Raw genomic sequence first — 18,372 nt, 5'->3', positions numbered from 1 at the left:
GTGACCTGTGCCATACTCGGGGCATGGAGATTCAACTGCAGCCCGGAGACATCGATCCCTCAGTCCCGCCTTCGGGTCCGGGATGCGTCGAATGCGAGGAGACCGGCGGGTGGTGGGTCCATCTGCGCCGGTGCGCGGCGTGCGGGCACATCGGCTGCTGTGACACCTCGCCCTCGCAGCACGCGAGCAAGCACGTCAAGGAGACCGGCCACCCCGTGACCCGCAGCTACGAGCCCGGGGAGGACTGGTTCTACGACTTCCGCACCGAGCAGTTCTTCGACGGACCCGAACTCGCCCCACCGCTCGCGCACCCTGAATCCCAGTCCGTTCCCGGTCCCGCCGACCGCGTGCCCGCGGACTGGATGGATAAGATCCACCGCTGAGCATCCCCGCTCAGACCCCTCGAGAGGACATCCCGTGACCACCGACAAGTCGATCCATCAGCAGATCAACGAAGCCGTCGAGGAGGAGCGCGAGCTGCGCCGCCGCCTCGGGAAGGGCGAGATCACCGAGGAGCAGGAACACCAGCGCATCGCACAGCTCGAAGGCGAACTCGACCAGCTCTGGGACCTGCTGCGCCAGCGGCAGGGCGAACGTGACGCCGGCCGTGACCCGAACCTCGCCAGGGAGCGCCCCGTGAGCGAAGTCGAGGGCTACCTCCAGTGACCTCCGGTCCCGCCTCAGGCGGACCCGCCGACGGTGACGCCGTCTTCGACTTCGTCGTCGTCGGCTCGGGCGCGGGCGGGGGACCGCTCGCGGCCAACCTCGCCGAGGCGGGCTTCAGTGTCGCCGTGATCGAAGCCGGCGGCGACCATGAATGCGGTTACTACGACATCCCCGTCATGCAGGCCTACGCCAGCGAGGACGTCGACATGGTGTGGAACTTCTTCGTCTCCCACTACGACGATCCCGACCGGGCGGCGCAGGACTCGAAATGGGTCGAGAAGGAAGGCGGCGTCCTCTATCCGCGCGGTTCGACGCTGGGCGGCAGCACCGCCGTGAGCGCGCTCGTCCACATCGCCCCGCACCCGCGTGACTGGGAGGCGCTCGAGGCGCTCACCGGTGACCCGGACTGGGGACCTGCGCACATGCGGCAGATCTTCGAGCGCATCGAGGACTGGCAGGGCGTCGACGCGAATCCGCTGCCCGGTGACACCGAGGCCGACCGGGATGCGAAGGCGTCCCACGGTCGCTCGGGCTGGCTGCGGACGACGCGGGCGAATCCCGCGATCGCCGGGCGCGAACCCCGGTTCCTCGACATCATCAACGCCACCGAGGCGACGAGCCGGGATCTCTTCGACATCCCCGAGGACGTCTCCCTGCCGCGCGACATCAACGCCGCCGACACCTCGGCGAGCTATCAGGGCATGTCGTTCGTCCCCGTCGCCGCCGGCGGGGGACAGCGCAACGGCAGTCGGGAGCGCCTCCTCGCCGCGCGCGCCGCCCACCCGGACCGGCTGACGATCATCGGCGATGCCCTGGCCACACGGGTCATCTTCGAGGGCACCCGGGCCGTCGGCGTCGAGTGCCTCTCCGGTGCCGGACTCTACGCGGCGACCCCGGCCGGCCGGCGGTCGGAGGATCGCTCGCCGAGGCGGTTCTCCGTTCGCGCCCGCCACGAGGTCATCGTCTCCGGCGGGGCCTTCAACACCCCGCAGCTGCTCAAGCTCTCCGGGATCGGACCGAGGGCGGAGCTCGAGGAGTTCGGGATCGATGTGCTCGTCGACGCACCGGGTGTCGGGGAGAACCTCCACGACCGCTACGAGGTCTCCGTCGTCGGGGAGCTCGACGGCGACTTCCCGATCTTCGACGACTCGACCCTCGACCTGCCGGCACCGGGCGAGCCTGACGACCACCTGCTGCGGGAGTGGAAGGCCGATCGCGGTGGGCCCTATTCGACGAACGGGTCGCTCGCGGCGATGGTCGCGCGCACGAGCGCGGCCGAGGGCGAGGACACCGATGTCATCCTCTTCTCGCTCGCCGCAGACTTCCACGGGTACTACCCGAACTACTCGTATGATGCGAAGCCGCACCATGACCGGATGAGCATGCTCGTGCTCAAGGGCTGGACGCGGGATCGGGCAGGCAGCGTGCGGCTGCGGTCGGCGGATCCGCGCGATGTGCCCGACATCCGGATGCGGTACTTCGACGAAGGCTCGCCCGGGTGGGAGACCGATCTCGAAGGTGTCGTCGACGGCATCGAGATGGCGCGGACGATCATGGGCGCGATCGAGAACACGAAGGTCGTCCGGGAGCTCGTGCCCGGAGCCGAGGTCGATACGCGGGAGAAGCTGCGCGATCACGTCCTTCGCGAGGCGTGGGGGCACCATGCGTGTGGGACGGCGAAGATCGGCGCGGCCGATGACCCGATGGCGGTCCTCGACGGCGATCTGCGGGTGCGCGGGGTTGAGGGTCTGCGCGTCGTCGATGCCAGTGTCTTCCCGGACATCCCCGGGTACTTCATCGCCAGCGCCGTCTACATGGTCAGCGAGAAGGCCTCCGATCAGATCATCGCCGAGTATCGCGGTGTCGGGGGTGCCGCCGGCGCCGAAACCACCGAGACCGCCACTTAGCGCCGCGGTCTCGGCGCTAAGTGGCGGTCTCGGCAGTGAAGTGCTCGACGAAGCGACGCTGCCACGGTGTCTCGACGGCGCGAGGGTGGTAATGCTCGCGGACGAAGGAGACCGCCTCGGCGGGAGGGACCCCGTCGAGGATCGCCAGGCACGCGAGCGCGGTCCCGGTGCGACCCCTGCCGCCCGCGCAGGCGACGCCGACGCGTTCAGACGATGCCCGCGCCCACGCCTCGGCGAAGGCGGACGCGGCATCGGCAGGATCGGACGGCAACCGGAAGTCCGGCCATTTCACCCAGCGCGATTCGACGGCGGTGCCGTTCCCAGCCTCACCGACGTGCGCGGTCTGGGTCTCGAACTGCCGGTGGGTGCCGAGGAGGATGAGCTCGAAGTCGGCTCGAGCGTCTGATGGTGCGGGCTGCGACGAGGGTACGGGCTGGGAGCGGGATGGCTGCCGTGGTGCCGACAGCGCTCGCCCGCGCACCAGCCTGCCCGACGGCAAGGCGAGCACCCCTGGCTCGCGCGTCGTCCACGTCGACATGGTCCACCTCGTCGCCGAAGCTTCACCGAGACCGCCACCCCGCCGCCTGCGTCACTCCATCTGGCCGGGGTGGAGGACGCGGGAGAGGAAGTGCTTCGTCCGCTCGTGCTGCGGGTTGCCGATGACGTCCTTCGCCGGACCCTCCTCGACGACGACGCCGCCGTCCATGAAGACCACGCGGTCGGCGACCTGCCGGGCGAACTCCATCTCATGGGTGACAACGACCATCGTCATCCCCGCCTCGGCGAGGCGGCGCATGACCTGGAGGACGTCGCCTACGGTCTCCGGGTCGAGCGCGGAGGTCGGCTCGTCGAAGAGCATGAGGTTGGGATCCATCGCGAGCGCCCGGGCGATCGCGACCCTCTGCTGCTGACCGCCGGAGAGCTGGTCGGGGTAGCGGTCGGCGAGGTCGGCCAGACCCACCTTCGTCAGCCGGTCGACGGCGATCGTCTCCGCTTCGGCCTTGCCGCGGTGGAGGACCCGCCGCTGGGAGATCGTGCAGTTCTCCAGCACGGTCAGATGCGGGAAGAGGTTGAACGCCTGGAAGACCATGCCCACGTGCCGGCGCAGGCTGTTGAGCTCGACGTCGGGGTCGGTGGCGTCGAAGCCGGCGACGGTGATCGTTCCGGCGTTGGGCTGCTCGAGGAGGTTGACGCAGCGCAGGAGCGTCGACTTTCCCGAGCCCGAGGGCCCGATGAGGCACACGACCTGGCCCGGTTCGACGTCGAGGTCGATGCCCTTGAGCACCTCGACGTCGCCGTAGGACTTGTGGAGGCCGGAGATCGTGCACCCCTCGGCGTGGATGTTCTCTGTCGGTTTCGATGCGATCGACATATCTGCCTACTTCTTGATCTTGGCGGTGCGCGATTCGAAGCGCCGGGCGAGGATGCCCAAGGGGACGGTGATGACGAGATAGCAGACGCCGGCCACGACGAGCGGCGTCAGACCCGCTTCAGGATTCGAGATCGCCTCCCGGCCGAACTTCGTCAGCTCGTACTGCGAGGCCGTGAGGCCGAGGATGTAGATGAGCGAGGAGTCCTTCGTCATGAGGATGATCTCGTTCGTCAGCGGCGGCAGGATGATCCGGAACGCCTGAGGGATGACGATCGTGACCATCGCCCGGGTGTGGGACATGCCCAGCGACCTCGCCGCTTCGTACTGTCCCTTCGGGACCGCCTGCAGGCCCGCCCGGATCGTCTCGGCGATGTAGGCCGACTCGACGATGCCGAGCGCGAGCATGACGGTCACGTACGTGTCCATCCGCACACCGAAGGCATAGGGCACGGCGTAGCCGAAGGCGAGGAAGACGAGCAGGGCGGGCACCCCGCGGAAGAGCTCGATGTAGGCCGTCGCGATCCACCGGTACGGTGCGACCGAGGAGATCTTCATGAGCGCGAGCAGGATGCCCAGGGACAGCGCGAGGACGAAGCCGAGCGCCGTGTAGATGATCGTGTTGAACAGGGCCGTGGTGATGATCGCGGGGAACTGCTCCGCGATCACCTTGGGGTTGAAGAACTTGAGGTAGATCGTCTGCCAGTCGGCGAGGAAGATCGCCAGCAGGGCCGCGATGATGAGGATGGCGTATTGGATGCCGCGCGAAGTCCGTTCGCGCTGGCGCACGCTGAGAGCCAAGGTGTGCCTCCGGGGTCAGGGGCCCGATGAGCAGTCACGCAGCATCGGGCGGGTGATGCCGTTCAGTGAGTTTCGGGGTGACCGACCGGGGCCCGGTCGGCGCAGTGCCGACCGGGCCCCGGTCATGTCGTTCAGCCGTTGTCGGCGCCGCGATCCGCTTCGGGGATCCGAGCGGCATCGGCGACATCGCCGAACCACTTGTCGACCGACTTGTCGTACGAACCGTCCTTGTACAGGCGGTCCATGGTCTTGGCGAAGGCATCGAGCATCGGCTTGTTGCCCTTCTTCACTCCGGCGCCGAGCACCTCGCCCGTGTCGTACTCCTCGACGAAGGTGAGCTTGTCGTCGGACGCCACGGCCGTCGAGATGATCGAGATGTTGCCGATCACCGAATCGACCTGCCCGGTCTGGATCGCCTGCGTCATCAGTCCCGAGTCCTCGAACTGGACGGGGATGGTGCCGTTGTCCTGCGCGTACTTCTCACCCGTCGTCGCCTGTTGCACGCCGACCTTCTTGCCCTTGACGTCGGCGATGCCCTTGATCCCCGAGTCCTTCGTGGCCATGAGCCCGAGGTTGTCCTTGAGGTAGGGGGCGGAGAAGTCCATCTTCGTCTTCCGGTCATCGGTGATCGACATGCCCGACAGCGCGATGTCGCACTGTGCGGTGTCGAGGGCGGACCCGGACTGGATGGCTTCGAAGGCGGTGGTGATGACATTGAGTTCGACGCCGAGGTCGTCGGCCGTGGCCTGCGCGAGATCCATGTCGAAGCCGACGTTCTTCCCGTTCTCGACGAACTCGAACGGCTCGTAGGGGATGTCCGAGCAGACGGTGAGCTTCCCGTCGCTGACCAGGGGCACGCCGCCGGCCGCGGTCGACGAGGATCCTGAGCCTCCTCCTCCGCCGCACGCGGACAGGGCGAACAGTGCGCCAACAGCCAGGGCGGAGAGAGTCGAGCGTCGTTTCATGGATCCTCCCAGATCGGTCGTGACCGCGAAGTCACGTGGGTTCGCGCTGCCCGGTTTCACATTCCGGATAGCGTCTGAGCAGTATAGTACCGTGTCCTGTGTCACATTTATGTTTCGATCGGTCCCGCCGAGGCGGTCGTTGCGGAATCGTTTCCCGGCCCGGATCCGCGGGCGCAACAGCGAAGCGCCAAGGCGGACTGTCGCAGTCCGCCTCGGCGCTTCGAGGTGGGTAGGGGAGTGAATCCCCAGGTCACATCAGCTGAGCTCGGCCTCCATGTCGAGGTTCGCGGTCTCCTTCGCGAGGAAGAGGGCTGCGAAGGTGAGGATCGCGGCGGCGACGATGTAGAGACCGCACCAGAAGATCGTTCCGCCTTCGGCCTGCCAGAGGGCGACCATCGCGAACGGGGCCGGACCCGCGCCGATGACGCTGGCCATGTTGTAGCTCACCGCTGATCCCGTATAGCGGACATTGGCGGGGAAGAGCTCCGGCAGGTATGCGGCCATCGGACCGAAGGTCAGTCCCATGAGCGTGAAGCCGATGATGAGGGCGGCGACGACGCCGACGGTGCCGGCGTTGAACAGCGCGTTGACTGCGAAACCGTAGACGGCGATGAGCACCGTCACGCCCATGAGCATCTTCCTCCGGCCCAGCTTCTCCGCGAGCGGTCCCGAGACGACGGTGAAGATGCCGAAGAAGACGACGCCGATGATGAGGTAGGTGAGGAACTCGTTCTTCGCGTACCCCAGCCCCGCGACGAAGCCCGCGGGATCGAAGGGCTTGCCGGCCGCCTCGGCGGCAGCTGCTGCCTCTTCCGTCGTCGCAGGCGAGGTGCCGTACGTGAGGGTGAAGGCCGTCATGAAGTAGAAGATGACGTAGGTGGCGAGCATGATGAACGTGCCGAGCACGAGCGGACGCCAGCTGTTCGTGAAGACCCGGCCGATCGGGGCCCGGGAGATCTGCTGGCGCTGTTCGACGAGCTGGAACGCCGGGGTCTCCATGAGCGAGAGGCGGACGTAGAGGCCGACGGCGACGAGGAGGGCGGAGAGGAGGAACGGGATCCTCCAGCCCCACGCGAGGAAGGCCTCGGGCGAGGTCCACGAGTTGAGGCCGACGAAGAGGAGGTTCGCGAGGATGAAGCCGACGGGCGCGCCGAGCTGCGGGAACGTCCCCCAGATCGCGCGCTTGCCCTTCGGGGCGTTCTCCGTGGCCAGCAGAGCCGCCCCTGACCATTCGCCGCCGAGGCCCACTCCCTGGGCGAAGCGGAGGAGGACGAGGAAGAGGGGTGCGAGCACGACCCAGCCCGGCGTCGAGGCGGTGGGCAGGAGGCCGATGAGGAAGGTGCCGATGCCCATGATGAGCAGGGAGGCGATGAGGGTCTTCTTCCGCCCCACCCGATCGCCGAAGTGGCCGAAGATGATCGAGCCGACGGGGCGGGCGACGAAGGCGACGCCGAAGATCGCGAACGAGCTGAGCAGCTGCGTCGTCGAGGTCTGGTTGGGGAAGAAGAGGGCGGGGAAGACGAGTGACGACGCAGTCGCGTAGGCGTAGAAGTCGAAGAACTCGATCGTCGTGCCGACCATCGACGCGGACAGGACCTTGCCGCGGGTGTTGTTCTTCCGGGTTGCCGCGATCGCGTCGGACTCGGCTGCCGACTGCGCTTCGTGGCTGCCGGGCTGTGTTTCGGTGGACATGTTCTCTTGTGCTCCGCTGAGGTGGTGAGACGAAGGCACGGGCGGGGTTGCTCGTGTCGGACGGACCGACAGTACGCCTGTCTCAGGAAGTGCACATGTGAGGTCTCAGAAGTTAAGATTGCTTCGATGTCCGAGTATTCCCTGCCCCCGCCGAGGTGGTTGACCCTGCCCCCGCCGAGGTGGGGGCAGGGTCGGCCTCAGACGTCGAGGGTGGTGCGGCGGGAGGGTTGGGCGGGACCGCCTCGGCGCAGGGCGATCGCAATGCCGAGGACGACGAGTCCGGCCAGGCACAGGCCGACCCCCACCCAGGCCGGCGCCCGGTAGCCGAGCCCGGCGGTGATGACGATGCCGCCGAGCCACGCGCCGAGGGCGTTGGCGAGGTTGAAGGCCGCGTGATTCATCGCCGCGGCGAGGCTCGGGGCATCCGTCGAGTCGCGCAGCAGGCGCATCTGCAGGGCCGTGGTGATCATGGAGCCGGCGATGCCGATGAAGAAGAGGGCGAGGATCGCGACCCAGGCGATCTGCGTGAACGCGCCGAAGATCGAGAGCACGAGCGCGGAGAGGACCATGCCGCCGACCCCGGAGCGTTCGATCGACTTGTCGACGAGGGGACCGGCGATGAGGGAGCCTGCGGTCATGCCGAGGCCGTAGACGGCGAGCACCCACGGGATCGCGGTGCCGGGCACGTGGGCGACCTCGGTCATCGTCGGGGTGATGTAGGTGTAGACGGCGAACATGCCGCCGAAGCCGACGGAACCGGCGAGCAGGGTGAGGAGGATCTGCGGCCTGGCCAGTGCCTTCATCTCCCCACGTGCCGAGGGTGTCTGACCGAGGCTGACCCGGGGCACGGCGATCGCGACCATGATGACGGTGAGGATGCCGAGGGCGGCGACGAGCGCGTAGGCGCTGCGCCAGCCGAAGGCGTTGCCCAGGGCTGCGGCGACGGGGACGCCGACGATGTTGGCGATCGTCAGTCCCAGCATGACCCGGGCCATCGCCCGTCCGCGCCGGTTGGCGGGCACAAGCGAGGCGGCGACGATCGCCCCGATGCCGAGGTAGGCCCCGTGCGGCAGACCGCTGACGAAGCGGGCGAGATTGAACGACCACGCATTCGGGGCGAGCATCGAGGCGATGTTGCCGAGCGCGAAGAGCCCCATGAGGCACAGCAGCAGCGTCTTGCGGTCCATATGGGCCGCGATCGTCGTGATGAGCGGAGCGCCGACGACGACCCCGAGAGCGTAGAGGGAGACCGCGTGCCCGGCCTGAGGGACGGTGATGTCCAGCTCCGAGGCGATGTGGGGCAGGAGGCCCATCGTCGCGAACTCGGTGACGCCGATGCCGAAGGCACCGATCGCGAGTGCGAACACGGCGAACTTGTAGGTGCTGCGGGGCACGGGAGCATCGCTCATGGCTGTCCTCTGGGATGGGGTGCGGATGATCACGGGCGGCTGGAGCGCTCGCCGCAACCGGACCAGCCTAGTGGCCGCAGGCGGGTGCGTGAAGACCGCACGTCACAATGTGACCGGTCGAACAGCAGCCGGGCAGCGTTGCCGTGTCAGTGATCGGGTCTACGCTGAGAATGGTCGCAGCGACATCGCCGTTACGAGGAGGTGGGCATGAGCGCAGCCGCCGTGGATCCGCACGCAGCCGACCCGGAGCCGCCGCCGGGCGGGCAGCGGACGTTCCTCCACGTGCTCGTCAACACGGCGATCGCGAACGTCACGACGAGCTTCCTGTGGTTCGCGCTGACCTTCTGGGTCTACCTCGAGACGCGGTCGGTGCTCGCCACCGGCGTCATCGGCGGGGCGTACATGCTCCTCGTCGCCGTGTTCTCGATGTTCTTCGGCACCGTCGTCGACCGGTTCCGCAAGCACCGGGTCATGGTCACGGCGACCACGGGCACCTTCGTCCTCTTCGCGCTCACCGGGCTCATCTACCTCTCCGTGCCCAATGCGGTCCTCCTCGACGTCACAGGCCCGTGGTTCTGGGTCTTCAGCCTCGTCATGCTCGCCGGAGCCGTCGTCGAGCAGCTGCGCGGCATCGCCCTGTCGACGACGGTGTCCCTGCTCGTGCCCGGCCCGAAGCGGGCGAACGCGAACGGCCTCGTCGGCACCGTCCAGGGTCTCGGCTTCCTCGTCACGAGCGTGTTCAGCGGTCTGGCCATCGGCTATCTCGGCATGGGCTGGTCGATCGCCATCGCCGTGGTCTTCGTCGGCCTCTCCCTGGCCCACCTCCTCACCCTGCGCATCCCCGAACCGGTCATCGTCCACACCGAAGGTCAGCCCGGCTGGGTCGACATCCGCGGCGGATTCGCTGCGGTCATGGCCGCCCCCGGCCTCTTCGCCCTCGTGCTCTTCACGACGCTGAACAACCTCGTCGGCGGTGTCTACATGGCGCTCACCGACCCGTACGGCATCGAGGTCTTCGGCACGGCGCAGGCATGGGGGATCGCCCTCGCGGTCGTCTCGACGGGATTCATGATCGGCGGGGGACTGGTCGCGAAGTTCGGCCTCGGGCGCAACCCGATCCGCACGATGCTCCTGCTGTGCTGCCTCATCGGCGTGCTCGGCGCGACCTTCGCCCTGCGGGAGTCATGGCTGCTCTACGGGCTGGGCCTGTGGGCGTTCTTCATGGTCATGCCCGCCGTCGAGGCCGCGGAGCAGACCGTCATCCAACGCGTCGTGCCCTTCCGGCAGCAGGGCCGCGTGTTCGGCTTCGCGATGACCTTCGAAGCGGCATCGGCCCCGATCACCGCGTTCCTCATTGCTCCGATCGCCGAGTTCTGGATCATCCCCTACATGGACTCCGCCGCCGGTCAGGACCGGTGGGGCTGGCTGCTGGGCACCGGGGACGTGCGTGGCATCGGGCTCGTCTTCGTGTGGACGGGCGTCGTCTCGATCCTCCTCGCCCTCGGCGCGTTCGCCACCCGTGCCTACCGGATGCTCTCGACCCAGTACCTTGAGGCAGCCAAGAACGACGAGGAGGCGGCGAAGGACGAGGGCGGCCCGTCCGCGGACAGCACCACCGACGGCACTGCTTCCGACGACACGGCCACCGATGACCGCGCCCTCTGAGTCCGAATCAAGCCGCGGTCTCAGTCGAGCCCTTCGGCGTCGACTTCGGCCAGGGCCTCGGCGGCGATCGCGAAGGCGGTGTTCGCGCTCGGCACCGAGCAGTAGATCGCCGACTGGAGGAGGACCTCTTTGATCTCGTCACGGCTGAGCCCGTTGCGCAGGGCGGCTTTGACGTGCATCTTCAGCTCCGCCTCATGACCGCCGGCGATCATCGCGGTGAGCGTGATCGCCGAGCGCATCCGCCTGTCCAATCCCGGCCGGGTCCAGATCTCGCCCCACGCGAAACGGGTGATGAGGTCCTGGAAGTCGGCGGTGAAGTCGGTGATGGCGGCGTTCGCTCGGTCCACATGGGCGTCGGAGAGCACCTCGCGGCGCACCCGCATGCCGGCGGCCCACACCTCGTCCCGGTCGGCGTCGCGGGGCCCCGACGCGGTCGGCAGCTGTGCCGAGCCGGCCGCGACATCAGCCTCGGCGGCCCCGCGCCCGGCGAGGAAGTCCGAGAGCAGACCCGCGGTGACCTCGGGCGCTTCGATGGGCACGAGGTGGGCGGCTCCTTCGAGGACCTCAAGCCGGGCTGCGCGGACTCCGGAGGCGATCTCGGCGAGCTTCGTCGGCGGGGTCGGCTTGTCCTCGGCCCCGGCGACCGCGAGCACGGGCAGGACGATCTCGTCGAGGCGCTCGCGGATGTCGTAGTCGGCCAGGGTGTAGCACAGCGCGGCGTAGGAGAACCGGTCGGCGTCCTGGAGGGAGTGGAGCAGTGCGGCCGAGGCCTCGGGTTCGCGCTCCATGAAACCGGGGGCGAACCACCGTTCGGCCGAGCCGATGACCTGGGTCGGGGTGCCCGAGATCGCGACGGTCTCCGCGCGCTCTTCCCACCCTTCGGGTTCCCCGATCTTCGCCCCCGTGCAGAACACGGCGATGCGCTCGAACCGGGCGGGATGGTCGAGGGCGAGCTGCAGGGCGAGTGCCCCGCCGATCGAGTCCCCGGCCACGGAGATCTCGGCCCCCTCCTCGGCGACATCCGGCAGGACCCGGTCGACGGTGGCGAGCACCGCCTCGGCGAGCTCGGCCATCGTCACTCGCGGCACGTCCGAGCGTGCCGTCCCCGCGGGGACGTCGAGGGCGGGGGACCGGCCGTGGCCGGGCAGGTCGATGCCGATGACAGCAGTGTCGGGGGAGAGCCGGCCGAAGTCCTCGGCCGCCGTCTGCCACAGTGCGCTCACCGAGGTGCCGAGGGACGGGAGGACGATGAGGACCGCCGGGGCGGGCGTCGTCGGGGCGGTGAGGACTGAGGCGGTGAGGTCCACGGTGGTCGCTTTCGTCAGAGGGTCGTCACAGGGCAGGGTCGGTGGGTCGGTCGGTGATCGCGGAGATGATCGTCTGCCGGATGTCCTCGGTCTCGCCGAGGTAGTCCTCCGGAGCGAAGAATCCCTCGAGGTCGGCCCGCGGCGGGGTGGGCCCCGGGGTGTCTGCGAGCGCTGCCGCGAGCCGGGCGCTCGGATCGCCGCCGGGGACGATGATCTCCTGGATCTGAGTCTTCGTCAGACGGTCGCCGAAGGCCGTGGTCAGGCGCTCTCCATAGATGCCGGGGCTTGCGGCGTCGAGGTTGCGGCGCATCGCCTCCGGTTCGACGCTGAGGCCTGCCACCATGTCCTCGAGCAGGGAGAGGGAGGACAGGGCGAGGACCATGAGCTCGGCCAAGGGGGCCCATTCGGCGTGCCAGGCTCCGTCCGAGCGCTCCTCGACCGCTTCCGCCGCGGCGGTCGTCACGGTCGCCAGCGCCCCGGGGGCGCGCATGCCGTTGCGGTGGAGGAGGACCGCCGCGGTGGGGTTCGCCTTCTGCGGCATCGCCGAGGAGGCACCGGTCGCGCTCAGGCGCAGCTCCCCGATCTCGGGGCGGGTGCCGATGAGGACGGTGCGGGCGATCGTGGAGCCCAGTGCGACGCACGCGGCGAGGTGCCCGGCCCAGGTGAGCACCCGGATCCGGTCGGTGTGCCAGGGCGCGGGCACCGGGGTGAGGGCGGCGTCGGGCCCGCCGACGGCGACGGCGAATTCGCGCAGCAGCGTCATCGTCGCCTGACCCGCGAACTCGCTGATCGCGGCCCGGGTGCCGGCGGCCCCGCCCACCTGGAGGGTCGCAAGCTGCGGGGTGCCGCGGCGGATCTCCTCGGCCTCGGCCGCCCACGTCGCCGCGCGCAGACCGAAGGTCGTCGGCAGGGCCGGCTGTGTGAGCGTGCGGGCCAGGCAGAGGGTGCGCGCGTGGTTCTCGGAGAGTGTCACGAGAGTAGCGGTGACGGCTTCGAGGTCGGCGTCGATCCGGGCGAACGCCCGGCCGATGAGGATGCCGAGCGCGGAGTCCATGACATCCTGACTCGTCAGTCCCCGATGGACGATCCGCGCCGTTGCCGGGTTAAGCCGGTACCGCACGGCGGTGACGAACGGGATGACTGGGTTGCCCCCGGATTCGGCATCCTCGGCGAGGGTCGTCAGTGCCGCAGTATCCCCGCTCAGCTCCCGCACGGTCGCCTCGATGCCGGTCACCGCCTCGGCGCGCACCTCGGCGGAGATCAGTCCAGTGGCCGCCTGCGCCTGCACCCAGGCGGATTCGACCTCGCCGATCGCGGCGACGAGCGAGGCATCGTCGACACCCTCGGCGCGCAGGTCGCCGGGGGCGAAGAGCAGACGCGTGTGCTCGCTCATGCGGACTCCTCACTGGTCTCGATCGCGGCGGTCACGGCAGGCGTCTCAGTCGCTGTGGCCGGGGAACCGGAGGAACGGGGTCTCGTCCTCACCCTGCAACCGTATGTCGAACCGGAGGGATCCGTCAGCTTCGCGCTCGGCGATGAGACGGGCCGCCTCGGCGGGATCGAGGGAGGACAGGAGCGGATCGCTCGCGTGCGCTGCGGTGTCCTCGGGCAGGTAGACGCGGGTGAAGAGCCGGTTGAGCAGGCCGCGGGCGAAGACGACGACGCTGATGAACGCCGCCCGCCCGGGCTCGGTGGGTCCGGGTTCGACGGTCGAGAAGCTGAACCGGCCCTCCGGGTCGCAGGCCGCGCGACCGAAGCCGGTGAAGGTGAAGCCGTCGCGCAGCAGCGACCCGGTCGCGCGGGAGACCGTGCCGGTCTCGTCGGGCTGCCAGATCTCGAGGATCGCATCGGGCACGGGTTCCCCGGCGCCGTCGTAGACGACTCCGGTCAGCTGCACGGCCCGCTCCGATCCCGGCGGGACGAGTTCGCGGTCCTTGGCATAGGGCAGGGCGTAGCCGTAGAAGGGGCCGACGGTCTGGCCGGGGGTCGCGGTGAGGCGGGTCTGCTCAGGCATGGTCTTCCTCTTCCATCCAGGTGCGGTCGGTGCCGGTGAGCACGATGTCCCACGAGTAGCCCATGAGGAATTCGTGTTCGGTGAGGTCGTGGTCGTAGGTGGCGACGAGGCGGTCGCGGGCCTTCTCATCCGTGATCGACTGGTAGATCGGGTCGAGCGCGAAGAGCGGGTCGCCGGGGAAGTACATCTGGGTGACCATGCGCTGGGTGAATTCGGAGCCGAAGAGGGAGAAGTGGATGTGCGCGGGCCGCCACGCGTTGTGGTGGTTCTTCCACGGGTAGGGACCGGGTTTGATCGTGGTGAACGAGTACGAACCGTCGGGTCCGGTCAGGGTGCGGCCGACGCCGGTGAAGTTCGGGTCGATGGGGGCAGGATGCTGGTCGCGTTTGTGGATGTAGCGTCCGGCGGAGTTCGCCTGCCAGATCTCGACGAGCTGACCGGCGACGGGGCGGCCGTCGCCGTCGAGGACGCGTCCGGTGACGCGGATGCGCTCGCCGATGGGCTCCCCGCCGTGCTGAATCGTCAGGTCCGATTCGAGGGTGCCGATGTCGCGGTGGCCGAACGCCGGCGAGTACAGTTCGATCGTCTCCGGGTCGGCGTGCCGCAGGTCCTTCGTCGGGTGCCGCAGCAGCGAGGAGCGGTAGGGCAGGTAGTCAAGGCGCGGCTGCGTCTCGACGGGTGCCCCAGCGGCGACCGCGTCGCGGTATTCGGTGGCGATCGCGTCGATCTCGGCGCTCAGCGTCGCCTGCGACTCGGCTGCGTCGTCGGGGCCGGGGAGCTTCGTGGCGCTCATGGTCGGGCCTTCCTTCTGTGGGAGTGTCTCGGTGGGGTCGGAGTGGGGTCGTCGCGTGGCTCAGCCCTGCGGCCAGCCCGTATAACATTCGGCGAGGTAGCGGCGCCCGTGCTCGGAGCCGAGGATCGAGCGCAGTTCGCCGAGGCTGCGCTTCGTCTCGAAGGGATCCGCGGTCTCGTCGGTGTGGAGCATGCGGGTCATCTGGTACGAGAAGTTCTGGGCCTTCCACACCCGGGCGACGGCGGTCTGCGAGTATCCGGCGAGCGCCTCGGCGTCGGCGTCGCGGAGGGCCGCGATGAGGGCGGGGGCGAGGACGGCGACGTCGGCGAAGGCGAGGTTGAGTCCCTTCGCCCCGGTCGGGGGCACGGTGTGGGCGGAGTCGCCGGCGAGGAAGAGCGAGCCGTGCTGCATCGGCTCGGTCACGGCCGAGCGGAACGGCAGGACAGTCTTGTCGATGATCGGCCCGGTCTTGAGTTCGAACCCGTCGGGGCCTGCGACCCGGGCCTGGAGCTCTGACCAGATGCGGTCATCGGACCAGTCGGCCGCGTCGGTGCCGGGAGGGGTCTGGAAGTACATGCGCTGGACGCTCTCGCTGCGCTGGGAGATGAGCGCGAAGCCGCGCGGGGAGCGGGAGTAGACGAGCACCTCGTGGCTGGGCGGGGCTTCGCAGAGGATGCCGAACCAGGCGAACGGGTATTCGTGGAAGTACCGCTGTCTGGTCGAGTCGGGGATCGAGGCGCGGCTGGGTCCGCGGGAGCCGTCGGCGCCGACGACGTAGCGGGCGGTGATGGTCAGCTGTTCGCCGTCCTCGGTGACCGCGTGGACCGAAGGGGACTCCGAGTCGATGGCGGACAGCCGCGTGTCGGTGACCGAGTGGAAGGTCGGACGGCCGGTGCGGGCGCGGGCGGCGGCGAGGTCGACGAAGATCTCGTTCTGCGGGTAGAGCCACACGGATTCGCCGACGAGGTCGGGGAAGTGCAGCGGGTGGCTGATGCCGTCGACGCGGATGTCGATGCCGTCGTGGCGGTGGCCTGCCGTGTGGACGCGGGAGTCGATGCCCGGGGTCTCGAGCATGCGGACCGAGGCGGCTTCGAGGATGCCGGCCCGGTGGGTCGTGGCGATGTCGTCGTGGCTGCGGTTGTCGATGACGACGGAGTCGATGCCCGCGACGTGCAGGAGATGGGCGAGCATGAGGCCCGCGGGTCCTGCGCCGACGATCGCGACGTCGGTCTGGAGCTGTGGCACCTTGGCCTCCTTGCCTGACTGGGTTCACCCCAGTGTGCTCTGCGCCACGTGAGCACCGCGAGGCCTTTTCCATTGAATGGTATTCCTCGCCGAGGCGGCCCGCCGTCACAGCCGCACGATCGTCTCCGCTCCCGTGCCCAGCCGCAGCCGCATCGCCGTGTTCTGCTCGATGCGGCTCCACCCTGCATGGGACAGGCCCGAGGAAGTGACGATCGTCGCTCCGTTGTCGAACCGCTGCCAGCTCATCCGGTAGTAGTGGTCGCGGTGGTCGTAGGGCAGCAGACCGCCCGTGCCGGAGAGGTCGAAGCTCTGATACGGCACCGGGGTGCCGGCGGTCGCGTGGACGACGATGAGTTCGCCTGCGGTGAGCAGGAGGAGGTTGATCCCGGGGTGGTCGAAGTCGGCGCGCAGCATCCGCACTGTCTCGACGACCGCCTCGAGCAGGGTGACGCCTGTGCGGACGCGGCGGAGGATGAGGGCGAAGACGAGGGCAGAGTCGGTGGTCCCGCCGATCCGGGCGATCTCCTCATCGGTGACGAGGGCGCGCAGCTCTTCGACGGGGTGGACGGAGCCGTTGTGGGCGAACGCGATGCCGTCGGCGAGGAAGGGGTGGGTGTTCTCGACGAGGTCGGCCATCCCGGTCGTCGCCATCCGGAGGTGGAAGATCCGGCCGACGTCGGCTTCGTCGTCGAGGGCCGCGGTGAGCCGGGGGTCGTCGGTGCCTTCGGTGGGCGTGCGGAACCGGGCGATCGCCTCGGCGGCGGTGGGGTCGATCCAGGCTGTGCCCCAGCCGTCGTCGTGGAGGCGGCCGAGGTCCTGCCATCGGCGGCACTGAGCTGCGCCGATGAGGTCCGCCGCGCTCACCGGGGTCGGTGAGAGGAATCCGAGGAGTCTGCACATCGTCTGCCATCCTGACCGGGGCATAGACTCGCCCCATGAGGATCACGGTACTCGAAGGAGACATCACCACGGTCCATGTCGACGCGATCGTCAATGCGGCGAACTCGAGTCTCCTCGGTGGGGGCGGGGTCGACGGGGCGATCCATCGGGCTGCGGGGCCGAGTCTGCTCGAGGAGGCTCGCGAGATCCGGCGGACGAGTCATCCGCGCGGTCTGCCGCCCGGGCAGGCGGTGGCCACCGGGGCGGGTGAGCTGCCGGCGCGGTGGGTCATCCACACCGTCGGACCGAACCGGAACGCCGGGGAGGCCGATCCGGAGGTCCTCGAGTCGTGCTTCGAGTCAAGCCTCAATCTCGCCGAGGAGCTCGGGGCGTCGTCGGTGGCGTTCCCGGCGATCGGCGGGGGTGTGTACGGCTGGTCGCCCCGGGATGTCGCCGAGGCGGCCCACGCCGTCATCGTCGACGGTCGGGAGCGCGAGCGCTGGGGCTCGATCGACGAGGTCCAGTTCGTCCTGTTCAACGACACGATGACGAGCGTGTTCTGCCAGGTCTTCGACCATGACCAGTGGTGAGGGCGAACGCGCTCGCAAGGAGGGTGGGGTCATGAAGGTCCACAGCATCATCGCCGATCTGCGGGTGCCCGACATCGAGGGTTCGCGGGAGTTCTACGCGGACTACCTCGGCTTGGGCGTCGAGGAGTTCAACCTGGGCTGGGTGGCCCGGTTCACCTCGGCGGAGACGGGCGCGCATCTGCAGGTCGTGACGAAGGACGCGACCGCCCCCGTCGATGCGGTCATCTCCGTCAAGGTCGACGATGTCGACGCCGCCTACGCCGAGGCGATCGAGCGCGGGTTCGAGATCGTCCATCCGCTCACCGACGAGGAGTGGGGAGTGCGCCGCTTCTTCGTCCGTGCCCCCGACGGCAACGTCCTCAACATCGTCGCCCATCGGGAGTAGAAGGTAATGCCACTTGCCGTCATCACCGGTGCCGCCCGGGACAACAGCATCGCCGCAGGCATCGTTCCCCGGCTGCGCGCCGACGGCTGGACCATGGTCACGAGCGACCTCGAGAACGCCGACTACCCATGCGACCTGTCGACGCGAACCGGACCTGAGGAGCTCATCGGCGCCGTGACCGCCGACCATGGGACGATCAACGCGCTCATCCTCTCCCACGCCCACGGCGTCGAATCGGGAATCCTCGACACGACGGCGGAGAGCTTCGATGCCCACATCGCCGTCAATGCGCGGGCGAGTCTGCTGCTCATCGCCGCATTCGCCCGCCAGGTCTCCGCCGACGGTGGGGCGATCGTCGCGTTCACCAGCGACCACACCACCGGCAACCTGCCCTATGGCGCTTCGAAGGGCGCGCTCGATCGCATCGTCATCTCCGCCGCACGGGAGCTCGGGCCGAAGGGGATCTCCGCGAACGTCGTCAACCCCGGACCCGTCGACACCGGATGGATGGACGACGAGCTGAGGTCGACGCTCACTCCGTATCAGCCGCTCGGGCGACTCGGCACCCCGACCGACATCGCCGATGTCGTCGCCTTCCTCATCTCGCCGGCGGGCCGGTGGATCTCCGGTCAGCTGCTCGGTGCCGACGGCGGATTCTCGGCGCGGTACTGATGACCGCGCCACC

Annotated in this window: 19 protein-coding genes; 7 read left to right on the top strand and 12 right to left on the bottom strand. The window is 68.9% G+C overall.

The features are described from left to right. Window positions 1-23 precede the first annotated feature (23 nt). From AACX88_RS11465 to AACX88_RS11455, 3 genes are read left to right on the top strand one after another with little or no spacing between them, the layout of a single operon-like run. Window positions 24-383, top strand: a complete 360-nt coding sequence (locus tag AACX88_RS11465) for a UBP-type zinc finger domain-containing protein (RefSeq protein ID WP_339393146.1) — start codon at window positions 24-26, stop codon at window positions 381-383. A 34-nt stretch (window positions 384-417) separates the two neighbouring features. Then, a complete protein-coding gene (locus AACX88_RS11460) occupies window positions 418-666 on the top strand; it encodes a DUF2630 family protein (protein ID WP_339393145.1) in 249 nt (82 codons plus the stop codon). Further along, on the top strand, window positions 663-2,573 hold the full coding sequence (locus tag AACX88_RS11455; RefSeq protein WP_339393144.1) for a GMC family oxidoreductase: 1,911 nt from the start codon (window positions 663-665) through the stop codon (window positions 2,571-2,573). The genes AACX88_RS11460 and AACX88_RS11455 overlap by 4 nt, the downstream gene beginning before the upstream one ends. Window positions 2,574-2,589: 16 nt before the next feature. Here AACX88_RS11455 and AACX88_RS11450 read toward each other — a convergent pair whose 3' ends face one another. From AACX88_RS11450 to AACX88_RS11425, 6 genes are all read right to left on the bottom strand, one after another. Continuing rightward, window positions 2,590-3,111, bottom strand: a complete 522-nt coding sequence (locus tag AACX88_RS11450; protein WP_339393143.1) for a protein-tyrosine phosphatase family protein — start codon at window positions 3,109-3,111, stop codon at window positions 2,590-2,592. Window positions 3,112-3,162: 51 nt separating this feature from the next. Beyond that, complete coding sequence (locus tag AACX88_RS11445) at window positions 3,163-3,945, bottom strand: amino acid ABC transporter ATP-binding protein (protein WP_339393142.1); 783 nt, start codon at window positions 3,943-3,945, stop codon at window positions 3,163-3,165. 6 nt (window positions 3,946-3,951) lie between these two features. Then, window positions 3,952-4,743, bottom strand: coding sequence for an amino acid ABC transporter permease (locus AACX88_RS11440; protein ID WP_339393141.1), 792 nt, complete (start codon window positions 4,741-4,743; stop codon window positions 3,952-3,954). A 131-nt stretch (window positions 4,744-4,874) separates the two neighbouring features. Beyond that, window positions 4,875-5,708 carry an ABC transporter substrate-binding protein gene (locus tag AACX88_RS11435; RefSeq protein ID WP_339393140.1) on the bottom strand — a complete coding sequence of 278 codons (834 nt, stop codon included), beginning with the start codon at window positions 5,706-5,708 and terminating at the stop codon, window positions 4,875-4,877. Window positions 5,709-5,963: 255 nt separating this feature from the next. Continuing rightward, window positions 5,964-7,400, bottom strand: coding sequence for an MFS transporter (locus AACX88_RS11430; protein ID WP_422614437.1), 1,437 nt, complete (start codon window positions 7,398-7,400; stop codon window positions 5,964-5,966). Between the two features lie 197 nt (window positions 7,401-7,597). Continuing rightward, entirely contained in the window at window positions 7,598-8,809 is a 1,212-nt protein-coding gene (locus tag AACX88_RS11425) for an MFS transporter (protein ID WP_339393139.1), read from the bottom strand. 207 nt (window positions 8,810-9,016) lie between these two features. On the opposite strand from AACX88_RS11425, the gene AACX88_RS11420 reads away from it, so the two are divergent. Further along, the gene (locus tag AACX88_RS11420; RefSeq protein WP_339393138.1) at window positions 9,017-10,474 is read left to right on the top strand and encodes an MFS transporter; all 1,458 of its coding nucleotides are present in this window, start codon (window positions 9,017-9,019) and stop codon (window positions 10,472-10,474) included. A gap of 20 nt (window positions 10,475-10,494) precedes the next feature. Here AACX88_RS11420 and pcaDC read toward each other — a convergent pair whose 3' ends face one another. The 6 genes from pcaDC to AACX88_RS11385 all read right to left on the bottom strand — a co-directional run bounded on the left by pcaDC (window position 10,495) and on the right by AACX88_RS11385 (window position 16,733). Next, on the bottom strand, window positions 10,495-11,781 hold the full coding sequence (gene pcaDC, locus AACX88_RS17750) for a bifunctional 3-oxoadipate enol-lactonase/4-carboxymuconolactone decarboxylase PcaDC (protein ID WP_459892578.1): 1,287 nt from the start codon (window positions 11,779-11,781) through the stop codon (window positions 10,495-10,497). Between the two features lie 25 nt (window positions 11,782-11,806). After that, a complete protein-coding gene (locus tag AACX88_RS11405) occupies window positions 11,807-13,174 on the bottom strand; it encodes a lyase family protein (RefSeq protein WP_339393137.1) in 1,368 nt (455 codons plus the stop codon). Window positions 13,175-13,219: 45 nt separating this feature from the next. Next, window positions 13,220-13,795, bottom strand: coding sequence for a protocatechuate 3,4-dioxygenase subunit alpha (pcaG, locus tag AACX88_RS11400; RefSeq protein ID WP_339393136.1), 576 nt, complete (start codon window positions 13,793-13,795; stop codon window positions 13,220-13,222). Further along, on the bottom strand, window positions 13,788-14,588 hold the full coding sequence (gene pcaH / locus AACX88_RS11395) for a protocatechuate 3,4-dioxygenase subunit beta (protein WP_339393135.1): 801 nt from the start codon (window positions 14,586-14,588) through the stop codon (window positions 13,788-13,790). The genes pcaG and pcaH overlap by 8 nt, the downstream gene beginning before the upstream one ends. A 60-nt stretch (window positions 14,589-14,648) precedes the next feature. Then, the gene (locus tag AACX88_RS11390) at window positions 14,649-15,833 is read right to left on the bottom strand and encodes a 4-hydroxybenzoate 3-monooxygenase (protein ID WP_339393134.1); all 1,185 of its coding nucleotides are present in this window, start codon (window positions 15,831-15,833) and stop codon (window positions 14,649-14,651) included. A gap of 105 nt (window positions 15,834-15,938) precedes the next feature. Then, window positions 15,939-16,733: a class II glutamine amidotransferase gene (locus tag AACX88_RS11385; protein WP_339393133.1), complete on the bottom strand. Its 795-nt coding sequence runs from the start codon at window positions 16,731-16,733 to the stop codon at window positions 15,939-15,941. 35 nt (window positions 16,734-16,768) lie between these two features. Here AACX88_RS11385 and AACX88_RS11380 point away from each other — a divergent pair, with 35 nt between their 5' ends. Genes AACX88_RS11380 through AACX88_RS11370 form a run of 3 tightly spaced genes read left to right on the top strand, consistent with a single transcriptional unit; the run spans window position 16,769 to window position 18,359 of the window. Continuing rightward, window positions 16,769-17,302, top strand: a complete 534-nt coding sequence (locus AACX88_RS11380) for an O-acetyl-ADP-ribose deacetylase (RefSeq protein WP_339393132.1) — start codon at window positions 16,769-16,771, stop codon at window positions 17,300-17,302. A 31-nt stretch (window positions 17,303-17,333) separates the two neighbouring features. Then, window positions 17,334-17,687, top strand: a complete 354-nt coding sequence (locus AACX88_RS11375) for a VOC family protein (protein ID WP_339393131.1) — start codon at window positions 17,334-17,336, stop codon at window positions 17,685-17,687. 6 nt (window positions 17,688-17,693) lie between these two features. Beyond that, window positions 17,694-18,359, top strand: a complete 666-nt coding sequence (locus AACX88_RS11370) for an SDR family oxidoreductase (protein WP_339393130.1) — start codon at window positions 17,694-17,696, stop codon at window positions 18,357-18,359. Window positions 18,360-18,372: the final 13 nt, after the last annotated feature.

Origin of the sequence: Brevibacterium metallidurans (assembly GCF_037101285.1) — a bacterium.
Lineage (GTDB): Bacteria > Actinomycetota > Actinomycetes > Actinomycetales > Brevibacteriaceae > Brevibacterium > Brevibacterium metallidurans.
This window is presented reverse-complemented; position numbering and strand designations above follow the sequence as displayed.